The 12,033-nt window shown below is 69.2% G+C and carries 8 protein-coding genes; all 8 read left to right on the top strand.

All coding sequences use genetic code 11. The features are described from left to right. Window position 1: 1 nt before the first annotated feature. The 8 genes from JWQ81_RS16080 to sthA all read left to right on the top strand — a co-directional run bounded on the left by JWQ81_RS16080 (window position 2) and on the right by sthA (window position 11,836). Complete coding sequence (locus tag JWQ81_RS16080; RefSeq protein ID WP_297542220.1) at window positions 2-871, top strand: PPK2 family polyphosphate kinase; 870 nt, start codon at window positions 2-4, stop codon at window positions 869-871. Window positions 872-892: 21 nt separating this feature from the next. Next, entirely contained in the window at window positions 893-2,992 is a 2,100-nt protein-coding gene (locus JWQ81_RS16075; protein ID WP_297542218.1) for a S9 family peptidase, read from the top strand. Then, on the top strand, window positions 2,989-3,942 hold the full coding sequence (locus tag JWQ81_RS16070; protein WP_297542216.1) for an LLM class F420-dependent oxidoreductase: 954 nt from the start codon (window positions 2,989-2,991) through the stop codon (window positions 3,940-3,942). The genes JWQ81_RS16075 and JWQ81_RS16070 overlap by 4 nt, the downstream gene beginning before the upstream one ends. A 537-nt stretch (window positions 3,943-4,479) precedes the next feature. Then, window positions 4,480-5,916: a pyridoxal-dependent decarboxylase gene (locus JWQ81_RS16065; protein ID WP_297542214.1), complete on the top strand. Its 1,437-nt coding sequence runs from the start codon at window positions 4,480-4,482 to the stop codon at window positions 5,914-5,916. Continuing rightward, a complete protein-coding gene (locus tag JWQ81_RS16060; protein ID WP_297542212.1) occupies window positions 5,913-7,217 on the top strand; it encodes a SidA/IucD/PvdA family monooxygenase in 1,305 nt (434 codons plus the stop codon). The genes JWQ81_RS16065 and JWQ81_RS16060 overlap by 4 nt, the downstream gene beginning before the upstream one ends. Window positions 7,218-7,288: 71 nt before the next feature. Beyond that, the gene (locus tag JWQ81_RS16055) at window positions 7,289-9,013 is read left to right on the top strand and encodes an IucA/IucC family protein (RefSeq protein ID WP_297542392.1); all 1,725 of its coding nucleotides are present in this window, start codon (window positions 7,289-7,291) and stop codon (window positions 9,011-9,013) included. A gap of 56 nt (window positions 9,014-9,069) precedes the next feature. Then, window positions 9,070-10,368 carry a glutamine synthetase gene (locus JWQ81_RS16050; protein WP_297542390.1) on the top strand — a complete coding sequence of 433 codons (1,299 nt, stop codon included), beginning with the start codon at window positions 9,070-9,072 and terminating at the stop codon, window positions 10,366-10,368. A 55-nt stretch (window positions 10,369-10,423) separates the two neighbouring features. Next, on the top strand, window positions 10,424-11,836 hold the full coding sequence (sthA, locus tag JWQ81_RS16045) for a Si-specific NAD(P)(+) transhydrogenase (protein ID WP_297542209.1): 1,413 nt from the start codon (window positions 10,424-10,426) through the stop codon (window positions 11,834-11,836). The last annotated feature ends 197 nt before the right edge of the window (window positions 11,837-12,033 follow it).

The following is a 12,033-nucleotide window of genomic DNA, read 5'->3' as shown; positions in this document are numbered from 1 at the left end:
GATGACCAAGGATCAGACGAAGGCTTCGGTGCGGGACGTGTTGCGGGTCGGGGTTGGGGTCGCGGATCTCAGCGTGCTTCCCGAGCCGGGCTCGTTCCCCGCCGGACCCGACACCAGGATCAAGGCCCAGAAGAAGCTGCTCGGCGCCGGCGAACGGCTCGAGAACATGCAGGAGGCCCTGTACGCCGAGGGCGCGGCCGGAGGCGACCGCAGCGTCCTCCTCGTCCTGCAGGGGATGGACACCTCGGGCAAGGGCGGCACCGTCCGGCACGTGCTGGGCCTGGTCAACCCGATGGGCGTGCAGTACGAGGCGTTCAAGAAGCCGACCCCGGCCGAACGCCGCCACCACTACCTGTGGCGGGTGCGCAAGAAGCTGCCCACGCCCGGTCACATCGGCGTGTTCGACCGCTCGCACTACGAAGACGTGCTGGTCCCGCGGGTGCAGGGGCTGCTGACCGACGACGAGCAGGCCAGGCGCTTCGCCGAGATCAACGAGTTCGAACATGAGCTCGTCGACGGCGGTATGACGATCGTGAAGGCGTTCCTGCACATCTCGCCCGAGGCCCAGCGCAAGCGGCTCAAGGCGCGGCTGCTCGACCCGACGAAGTGGTGGAAGTACGACCCGTCCGACCTCGAAGCCCGCTCCCAATGGGCGGACTACGACGCCGCCTACCTCGACGTCCTGCGTGAGACGTCGACCGACGCCGCGCCCTGGTACGTCGTGCCGTCAGACCACAAGTGGTACCGCAACTGGGCGGTCGCCCAGCTGCTCACGGAGACGTTGAAGGACCTCGCACCGGCCTTCCCGGAATCCCACTTCGACGTCAAGGCCGAACTGAAGAAACTGAAGGGTGTTGGCGTCCCCGCGTGATCGTCTGAAAGAGTGCCTGGTGTGACCGATCCCGCGAACTCGTTCCTCCGCCTGCAAGCCCGCACCCGGCGATTCACCTTGGGCGCGCCCAAGGGCTTCCGGGTTTCCCCGGACCACACGCGGGTCCTGTTCCTGCGCTCCGAGACCGGCACCGACCCGCGCAACAGCCTCTGGTCGCTCGACGTCGCGTCCGGTACGGAGTCGAAGCTGGTGGACGCCGTGGAGCTGCTGCCCGGCGAGGAGGAGTTGCCGCCGGAAGAGCGCGCGCGGCGTGAGCGCAGCCGGGAGACTTCCGGCGGGGTCGTCGGCTACACGGTCGACGACGAGTTCAGCGTCGCCGCGTTTTCGTTGTCGGGCAAGCTCTACACGCTCGACCTGGCCACGGGCGAGGTCACCAAGCGCGTCGACGGCGCGGTGATCGATCCTCGGCCCAACCCCACCGGCACGCATGTCGCGTATGTCCGCGATCGACGACTTCGCGTGGTCGACCTGGCCACGGGCGAGGACAGCGAGATCGTCGGCGAGGACGGCGACGAGATCGCCTGGGGCCTCGCGGAATTCATCGCCGGCGAGGAGATGGACCGGTCGAACGGCTACTGGTGGTCGCCGGACGGCCTGAGCCTGCTGGTCGAGCGGTACGACCGGACGCCGGTGCCCCGCTGGACCATCGCGGACCCGGTGAACCCGGACCAGCCCGCCAACGTCGTCGCCTACCCGGCGGCCGGCGTGCCGAACGTCGAGGTGTCACTGGCGATCCTCGGGCTGGACGGCGCCCACGTCGACGTCCAGCGCGGCGACTGGGAGTACCTGGCGAGCGTGCACTGGTCGGCCGGCGGCCCGCCGCTGCTCGCCGTGCAGTCGCGTGACCAGCGCCGGAAGCAGATCCTGGCGGTCGATCCCGCGGACGGCTCGGTGACCACGTTGCACACCGAGACCGACCCGGTCTGGATCGACCTCGTGCCGGGGGTGCCCGCGTGGACGGCCGGTGGCCGGCTCGTGGACGTCCGGGCGTCGGAAGGCAGCCACCGGCTCACGATCGACGGCACCGCGGTCACCGAACCAGGGCTGCAGGTGCGCTCGGTGGTCGCTGTCGGCAACGAGGTGCTGTTCAGCGCGTCCGAACAGGATCCGACGCAGATCCACGTCTACCGCACCGAAGGCGACGCCGTCCGGCGCCTGTCCGGGACGGACGGGGTCCACGCCGGCGCGGGTAGCGCCGAGCTGACCGTGCTGTCGTCGTGGAGCCTGACACACAACGGCCCCGAGGTCACGGTCCTCGACGACGGCAAGCCGGTCGCCGGGATCTCGTCGTCCACAGTGGACCCTGGGCTCGTGCTGAACCTGAAGTGGCTGACGCTGGGTGAGCGCGGGCTGCGCGCGGCGCTGCTGTTGCCGACGGGCTACGACCCGGCCGACGGGAAGCTTCCGGTCCTACTCGATCCGTACGGCGGCCCGCACGCCCAGCGGGTCCTGCAGAGCCGCAACGCCTTCCTCGTGCCGCAGTGGCTTGCCGACCAGGGCTTCGCGGTACTCGTCGCGGACGGTCGCGGTACGCCGGGTCGCGGTCCGGCCTGGGAACAGGAGATCGCCGGCAAGCTCGCAGAGGTCACTCTCGCCGACCAGGTCGACGCCCTGCACGCGGTCGCGGCGACCCGGCCGGAGCTCGATCTGGAGCGGGTCGCGATCCGCGGCTGGTCCTACGGCGGCTATCTCTCGGCGTTGGCCGTGCTCCGGCGCCCGGACGTCTTTCACGCGGGGATCGCGGGCGCGCCGGTCACGGACTGGTCGTTGTACGACACGCACTACACCGAGCGCTATCTCGGTACCCCGCAGGACGAGCCGGAGTCCTACCGGCACAACTCGCTGATCGCCGACGCCGGGGAACTCAGCCGCGCGCTGCTCATCGTGCACGGCCTCGCGGACGACAACGTGTTCGTCGCGCATTCGCTGCGGCTGTCGTCGGCCCTACTGGCGGCCGGCAAGGCGCACACGTTCCTGCCGCTGGCCGGCGCGACGCACATGACCCCGCAGGCTGAGGAAGTCGCGGAGAACCTCATGCGCGTCCAGGTCGAGTGGATCAAAACCGAACTTGCCGCCCACGCCCAGAAAGGCCGTTCATGAACCGTTGGGGAATCACGATCCCGCTCACCGGCGTCCCGCTTGCCGAGCACCGGGAGCTCGTCGAGCAGCTGCCGGACCTCGGGTACACCGACGCGTGGTCGGCCGAAACTGCCGGCGTCGACGCGTTCACGCCGCTCGTGCTGGCGTCGCAGTGGGCGCCGCAGCTGCGGCTCGGGACGGCGATCGTGCCGGTGTACACCCGCGGGCCCGGGCTGCTCGCGATGAGCGCGGCGGCGGTGGCCGAGCTGGCACCGGGGCGGTTCGTCCTGGGTATCGGCACGTCGTCGCCGGTGATCGTGTCGGGCTGGAACGCGCAGCCGTTCGAGAAGCCGTTCGCGCGCTCGCGCGACACGCTGCGGTTCCTGCGTTCGGCACTGGCCGGGGAGAAGGTGACCGAGGAGTACGAGACGTTCTCGATCAGCAAGTTCCGGCTCGAGCGGCCGCCCGTGCCGCCGCCGTCGATCATGCTCGCGGCGCTGCGTCCAGGCATGCTGAAGCTGGCCGCGGCAGAGGCCGACGGCGCGATCACCAACTGGCTCGCGCCGACGGACGTGCCAAAGGTGCGGGCCGAGGTCGGCCCCGACCTGGAGCTTGCGGCGCGGGTCTTCGTGTGCCCCACCGAAGACGCCGACGCCGCCCGTGGCCTCGGTCGCATGCTGATCAGCAGCTACCTCACGGTGCCCGTCTACCGAGCCTTCCACGAGTGGCTCGGCCGCGGTGAGGCGCTGGCGCCGATGCACGAGGCGTGGGCCGCCGGTGACCGCAAGAAGGCGAACGCCGTCATCCCGGACGAGGTCGTCGACGACCTTATCGTGCATGGCAGCGTCGACGAGTGCCGGGAGAAGGTCCAGTCCTATGTGGACAACGGGCTGACCACCCCGGTGATCGCGCTGCTGCCCACCGGCGGCGACCAGTTCGACCTCGTCCGCGGCCTGGCTCCTCGCCGGTAGGCCGCCGTCCCGTCGGACCCCTCGGGGCCATGGGCGTCCAACGCCCATACCTGGAATTTCAGGGCCGGGGTGGGCTGTTCTGTCCAGCGCAGCAGGACTGGGGCGAGTGGGTGCTGGTAGCGGGGTTGAGGGCCAGTCGCGTCATGCAGGTGGTGCTGGCGATGGCGATGGCGATGTGACCGTTGGGACCCTTGACGGCAGTTTCGGCAGGGCAGAGACGGCGTCAAGGCCTAGTTGAGTACGCCTTACGCCGTGAAGGTGGCCTTCACAGCACGTCACAACGCCACACCTGCCACCTCGACCCCGCCAGTCACCCCGACATGACGCGACAGGCCCTCGGACCACCGTGCGCGTGCACAAACTCGCCCCGGTCCTTGCTGCAGTAGAGCCGAACGCCGCCCGCCTAAGCCGGATGGCCGACGCCGGGGGCCGCGATTCCACCATGATGGGCAGTGGTCGTTACCCGGATCGGGCAACTCGGCGGGTATCCGTATTGTGGCTGAGGGTAGGCAAGCCTAAGAGCGGAGTGGTGAGTCGATGCCAGAGGAAACGGCGGTGGTGACCTCGCTGGCCGGCGGGGTGCCGGGGGCGGACCGGCTTGCCGAGCTGATCCCGCTGGCACTCAAGGGGTTTGCCGCGGGCGCGGTCGAACGCGGGGGCCCGGCGCCCGCAGGGGGGCCGGCCGCCGTCGCGGCAGGCCTCGCATCGACGCTCGAACCCGGCTTCCCCGCGACAGGGGTCGGCGCGGAAGCCGCGCTGACCGAGTTGAGCCGGCTCCTCGCGGCGGGTTCGGCCGATCCCGCGGACCCCTGGTGCGCAGCGCATCTGCACTGCCCGCCGCTCGCTGTCGCTGTCGCGGCCGACGTCGTCGCCAGCGCGCTCAACCCGTCGATGGACTCGTGGGACCAGGCGCCGGTCGCGAGCGAGTTGGAGCGCGAGTTCACCACTGGCATCGCCCGCCTGTGCTACCCGTCCGACCCCGGGCCGGACGCCGTGGTCACCACGGGCGGAACCGAATCGAACCTGCTCGGCCTCCTGCTGGCCAGGGAAAACGGGATCACGACAGTCGTCTGCGGCCGCAACGCGCACCACAGTGTCACCCGCGCGGCTTGGCTGCTGGGTTTGCCCGCGCCGGTCCTCGTCGACTGCGAGGGCGACCGGATGACACCTGGCGCACTGGCCGAAGTCCTGCGCTCGCTGGGTTCTCCGGCGTTGGTCGTCGCGACGGCCGGCACCACGAACACCGGAGAGATCGACCCGCTCCCCGCGCTCGCCGCGACCTGCCGCGAGTTCGGCGCACGGTTCCACGTCGACGCCGCGTACGGCGGCATGCTCCTGTTCAGCTCCGCGCTCAAGCCGCTCCTGCGTGGGTTGGCCGAAGCGGATTCGGTCGCCTTGGACATGCACAAGTTCGGCTGGCAGCCGATTTCCGCCGGGTTGTTCGCCTGTCGCGACGGTCGCGGGCTGGACGCGCTCACCGTGCGCGCCGAGTACCTGAACGCCGACGACGACACCGAAGCCGGGCTGCCCGACCTGCTCGGCCGGTCGATCCGGACCTCCCGCCGCCCGGACGCGTTCCGGATGGCCGTGACCGTTCGGGCGCTGGGTACCGTCGGGGTCGGCGCGCTCATCGAACGCTGCTGTGAAACCGCGTCCGAAGTCGCGCGCCTGATCGACGCGCATCCGTCAGTGGAACTCTGGGGCGAACCCACCCTGTCCACAGTGCTCTTCCGGCCGGTGGCCGGTGGAGACGCGTTGATCGCCAGGGTTCGGCGCGCACTGCTGGAGGCGGGAACGGCTGTCGTCGGCCGTGCCCTGATGCCCACCGGCGACGGCGGCTTCCGCCTGTGGCTGAAACTGACCCTGCTGCAGCCGCACGCCGAGGCAGCGGACTACCGCGGTCTGCTCGACGTGGTCGTGGCCACGGCCGCGGCGGAAGCCTTGGTACCCCAGCAGAGCACGGTCGTTTCGTGAGCCCTCTTGATCTGGCCGGGGTCGGCATCGGCCCGTTCAATCTTTCCCTGGCCGCGCTGGCGGACCCGATCGTCGGCCTGGACGTGGTGCTGTTCGACCGCCGCGACGAGTTCCGCTGGCACCCGGGCTTGCTCATCGAGGGCGCGACGCTGCAGGTCCCGTTCCTGGCCGACCTCGTCACGTTGGTCGACCCGACGAGCGCACTGTCCTTTTTGAACTACCTGCGGATCCGCGGCCGGCTCTTTCCTTTCTATTTCTCGGAACGATTCCACGTCCAACGCGCCGAGTACGACGACTACGGACGCTGGGCGAGTGCGCGCCTGGAAAGCTGCCGGTTTTCGAGCGCGGTCACCGCAGTGCGCTGGAATGCGCCCGCGGAGGCGTTCGAAGTCAACGTCGACGGGCGCGATCCGGTGCTGGCTCGCAATGTCGTGCTCGGCGTCGGTACGTCGCCGTCGGTTCCGGACGCGCTGGCCGACGTTGTCGCCGATCCGGATGTCCTTGCGCTGCACTCCGCCGACTACCTTGCCCACCGCGACGCGCTGATCGCCGCGAAAACCGTAACAGTGGTCGGTTCCGGGCAGTCCGGGGCCGAGGTCTTTCTTGATCTGTTGCGACGGCGGCCGAGCGCCGACGGGTTGCGCTGGCTGGCCCGCACGCCGTCGTTCGCGCCGATGGAGTATTCGAAACTTGGCCTGGAGCAGTTCACCCCGGATTACACGGCGTATTTCCGCGGCCTCGCCGAGCCCGTGCGCGAGCAGTTGTTTCCCGCGCAATGGCAGCTGTACAAGGGAATCGACGCGGAAACCATCGCGGCCATCCACGAGGAGCTCTATCAGCTCAGCGTCCGGGACTCCTGGCCGGACGTCGTGCTGACACCGGGTGTCGAGATCCTCGCCGCACGCCGGACAGGCGACGCCGTGTTGCTCGATGTGCGCCATGCGCAGCAGGACGCGCAAGCCGTCGTGCGAACGGACGCCGTCGTGGCCGCGACAGGGTACGCCGAGACGCCGGTGGAGCACCTGCTCGGCGAGCTGGGGGAGAAGGCCGAACGTGACACCCGCGGGCGGTTCGCCGTCGACGCCGAATACCGCCTGCGGCTACCGGACGGTATCACCGGGTCGATCTTCGTGCAGAACGCCGAGCGCCACCGCAACGGCGTCGGCGCGCCGGATCTCGGCCTCGGCGCGTGGCGGGCCGCGTCCATCCTCAACACGGTGTGCGGGCGGGCCGTCTACGACCTGCCGCAGCGCACGGCCTATACCTCGTTCGGGCTCGATCGGATAGCGGAGGCACGGTGAGTTTCATTCCGGGGGAACGGATCGACGCGGCAGGCGCCTGGTGTGAGGCCGGTGCGCTCATCGTCCACAAGATGCTGGGCGAGCTGTCGTACGAGGGCTTGTTGAAGCCTGAGCCTGCCGACGATGAAGGCGTCAACGGGTATTCCGGCTGGCGGTTGCCGCTTGCCGATGTGACCTACACCTTCCGGGCGCGGAGGGGTGCGTTCGACTCGTGGACGGTCGAATCCGGCAGCGCGCTGAGGAACGAGTTTCCTGCGGACGATCCCCGTGTACTGGTCACCGATGCGCGAACCGTGCTCGGCCTCACCGGGCTTCGGCTGGCGGACGTCCTCGCGGAGCTGACGGCCACGGTCGCCAACGAGGCCGCGCGACTGCGGCGAGCGCCGAGCGCGGCCGAACTGTCCACGATGGACTACAACCTCGCGGACGGTCATCTCACCGGGCATCCGAGGCTGGTCCTCAACAAGGGGCGCGTCGGGTTTTCCGCGTCCGATCGCGCGAAGTACGCACCTGAGGCGGGAGCCGACATCTTCCTGCGCTGGTTCGCCGTCCACCGCGACCACGCCGAGTTCCGTTGTGTCGACGAACTCAGCGAAGACGGGCTCAGGGCCCAGGAACTCGACGACGGGCAACGCGCCGAGTTCACCGCACGCCTGGCCGAAGTCGGAGACCCGGCTGACTACGTTTGGGTGCCCGTGCACCCGTGGCAGGCCGACGAGACCATCGGCACGTTGTACGCGGCGGAGATCGCGAACGGCACGCTCGTCGAGCTCGGCGAGAGCCGCGACCGCTACCGTCCACATCAGACGATCCGGACGCTGGCGAACCTGAGCGATCCCGGCCGCCGCGATGTCAAGACCGCGGTGTCCGTTCGCAACACCCTGGTCTACCGCGGGCTGGCGTCGGCGGCGACGCTCGCCGGCCCGGCCGTCACCAGTTGGCTGCGTGCTCTCAGCGCGGCCGATCCGCTGCTGTCCAAGGATTATCGTTTCGAGCTGCTCGGCGAGGTTGCGAGCGTGTCCGTCCGGCACCCGCTGTTCGGCTCGATCGAGGAGCTGCCGTACCGCTTCCACGAAACGCTCGGTGCGCTCTGGCGCGAGCCGCTGGTCGGTCGGCTCGTGGAGGGGGAGCGGGCGGTGTCTTTCGCTGCCTTGCCGTATCGCGATCCGGCCGGTGACACCGTGCTGGTCGACCTGATCCGGCAGTCCAGTTTGGACACTCAACAGTGGTGTGCTCGGGTTTTCGACCTGCTGCTGACCCCGCTGCTGCAGTGGTTGCTGCGTTACGGGGTCGGCTTCTGCCCGCACGGGCAGAACCTGATTCTCGTGCTCGACGCCGAAAGCCAGCCGTCCCGGGTGGCGATCAAGGACTTCGCCCAGGGCGTCGACCTGCTCGACGAGGACCTCGACTGCTATGGCTCGCTCCCTTCCGAGGTGGCCGAAGAGATGCTCCGCTGGCCGGCACATCTGCTCGCACAGTCGCTGTTCAGCTCGGTTTTCGCGGGCCAGCTGCGGTTCTGGGCCGAGATCCTCTTCGATGATCTCGGCTTCGAACGTTCCCTTTTCTGGGCGCCCGTTCGCGAGGTGGTGTCGAGGTTCCGCGACCGGAACCCGGAGCTGTCCGTCCGGTTCGACGCCTGCCGCCTGTTCGCCGAAGACGTCGAGCGCGTCACGTTGAACAGGGAACATCTGGCTGGGCAAGGGTTCGACAAGGTCGAGCGGGACGACGAGTTCGACGTCCGCTGGGGCCGCGCGACCAATCCGCTGCGGGCAGCGGATCCGGCGGGCGCGTGGTGAAGCGGCGTCCGGTCGGCCCGCGGTCGCTGGCGGCGAGGGCGGCCGTGGCCAGGGCGATGGACGTGGATTTGCGTCGCTCGCTGTCGGCCGGCGCCATCGAGACCGTCCTGCTCGTGGTGCCGGACGCCCACTCGCGGTTTGCGGCCGTCGAGCTGGATCACCGGTTCGTCGAGGAGGAAGTGCTAGGCGGCGGGTACGGGCTGTGCGGTTACGTGTTCGCTTGGGACGTCCACCGCGACACGTTGTCCACTGTGGATCCGTCAGGTCCGTTGGGCAGGTATGTGACAAAGTTCGGCGATGTGCGGATGCATCCCGATGCCGCCACTGCTGTGCCGTTGTCGGCGGACGGGCGCACCTGGGCGCTCGTGTGCGACGTCGAGTGGCCCGACGGCGAGCCGGTCGAGGCGTCACCGCGCCAGGCGCTGACAGCCCAGCTGAGTCAATTGGAACTGGCCGGGTTGATTCCGTCGATCGGGATCGAGCACGAGTTCGTCCTGCTCGACGGCGACGGAAAGCCGTTGACTTCCCATGGTGGCGACTACGCCCTCGGTGGCACCGAACGTCTTCAGCCCGTGCTGCGAGACGTGCGCGCGGCGCTCGCCAATGCGGAGTTGGGCGCCGAGTCCGCTCGCGCGGAGTGTCACCCGGGGCAGTACGAGATCGTGCTGAGACACCGTGACGCGCTCGCGGCCTGCGACGACGTCCTGCTGCAGCAATGGATCGTTCGCACCGCCGTCGCCGAGCACGGTGTCACGGCGAGCTACCTCGCCGCGCCCGCGGCGGGACAGGGCAGTTCCGGACATGTGCACCTTTCGTTGTCGAGGTTGGACGGCAAGCAGGCGTCCGCGGCGTGCGGCACGGTGCTTTCGCCGCTTTTCGGACAGTTCCTCGCCGGGGTGCTGCGCGACGCGCGAGCGCTGACGCCCATCTGGGCGCCGACTTGGAACAGCTACGTGAGGCTGCGCACCGCGCCGTTTTCGCCGCGCGTGCTGCGCTGGGGCATCGACGACCGTACGGCGTCGGTCCGGGTGGCCGGTTCCGGCGCGTCGCTGCGGCTCGAGTTCCGCTTCCCTGGTGCCGACGCGCAGCCGCACCTGGTTGTCGCCGCCCTCCTCGCTGCCGGACGCGCCGGGATCGAGGAGAAGCTGCCGCTGCCCGCCGCCGATCAGGTTCTCGGCAGCCTGGCCGCGACGCCGTGGGAGGCGTTGCAGGCGTTCACCGGGAACGGCCGCGGCGCGGAGCTGCTCGGCGAGGAGGTCGCCGCCCAGCAGGTCGCCCTCCTGGAGGCGGAAATCGACGCCGGGTGCTCGGCGGTCACCGACTGGCAACGGACACGAGGAGCGCTTCGCTCGTAACATTCACGCGGTCCCCACTTGCGCCGACCGGTCCGAGTTCAGCACGCTTACGACTGTGAGCGAGCGCGATTATGACCTGATAGTGATCGGTTCCGGCCCGGGCGGGCAGAAGGCGGCCATCGCGGCGTCCAAGCTCGGCAAGCGGGTGGCGATCATCGACAAGAACGACATGCTCGGTGGCGTCTGTGTCAACACGGGGACAATACCGTCGAAAACCCTGCGTGAGGCCGTGCTCTACCTGACCGGGATGAACCAGCGCGAGCTGTACGGCGCGAGCTACCGGGTCAAGCAGGACATCACCATCGCGGATCTGATGGCGCGGACCCGGCACGTCGTCGACCGAGAGGTCCAGGTCGTGCGCGCGCAGCTGATGCGCAACCACATCGACCTGATCGTCGGCATGGGGACGTTCGTCGACGAGCACACCGTCTCCGTCGAGGGTGTCCACCGCGGCGACCGGACGACGATGAGCAGCGACTACATCGTCATCGCGACCGGGACAAAACCGGCACGACCGGCCGAAGTGGACTTCGACGCCGAACGGGTCCTCGATTCCGACGAGATCCTGCAGATGGAGTCCGTCCCGTCCTCGCTCGTGGTCGTCGGAGCCGGGGTGATCGGCATCGAGTACGCGTCGATGTTCGCCGCGCTCGGGACCCGCGTGACCGTCGTCGAACAGCGCGACAACATGTTGGACTTCTGCGATCCCGAGATCGTCGAGTCCCTCAAGTTCCACCTGCGCGACCAGGCGGTCACCTTCCGCTTCGGGGAAAAGGTGGCGAGTGTCGTCGTTTCGGACAAGGCGACCGTGACGACGCTGGTCAGCGGCAAGCGGATCCCGGCTGACGCGGTGATGTACTCCGCCGGGCGGCAGGGGCTCACCGAGGTGCTGAACTTGGGGGCCGCCGGCCTCCAAGCGGACAAACGCGGCCGGCTGAGCGTCGACAACCACTACCGCACGCCGGTCGAGCACATCTACGCCGTCGGCGACGTGATCGGCTTCCCCGCGCTCGCCGCGACGTCGATGGACCAGGGACGGCTGGCCGCCTACCACGCGTTCGGCGAGCCGGCGAACGAGCTGGCGGCGCTGCAGCCGATCGGCATCTACAGCATCCCGGAGATCTCGTACTGCGGTGCGACAGAGGCAGCGCTGACGTCGTCCTCGGTGCCCTACGAGGTCGGCACGGCCCGCTATCGCGAGCTCGCCAGGGGACAGATCACCGGCGACTCCTACGGCATGCTGAAACTGCTCGTGTCGACAGTCGATCGGACGCTTCTCGGCGTCCACGTCTTCGGCACCGGCGCGACCGACCTCGTCCACATCGGACAGGCCGTGATGGGCTGCGGCGGCACCGTCGACTACCTCGTCGACGCCGTCTTCAACTACCCGACCCTCTCCGAGGCCTACAAGGTCGCCGCCCTGGACGCGACGAACAAAATCCGCGCCCTGGACCGGTTCACCTCGTAGGGCGGGCACCAAAGTTCCCTCCGGGTCACCCTGGTGGCGTTCAACGCCAACGCGGCGGCCGCCATCAGGATGGCCCCGAGGGGTCCGCGCCACCCACCCGCGTCGCCACAACAGCACCACCCGCCACAGCAGTTACACAAGCTGGAAGCCGCTGGTGGGGGCCTGCGTTGACACGCCGTTAGAACATGTGTTCGACT

This window comes from Amycolatopsis sp., assembly GCF_025464955.1.
GTDB lineage: Bacteria > Actinomycetota > Actinomycetes > Mycobacteriales > Pseudonocardiaceae > Amycolatopsis.
Note: the sequence above shows the minus strand (reverse complement) of the source record. Positions and strands in the feature narration are given on the sequence as shown.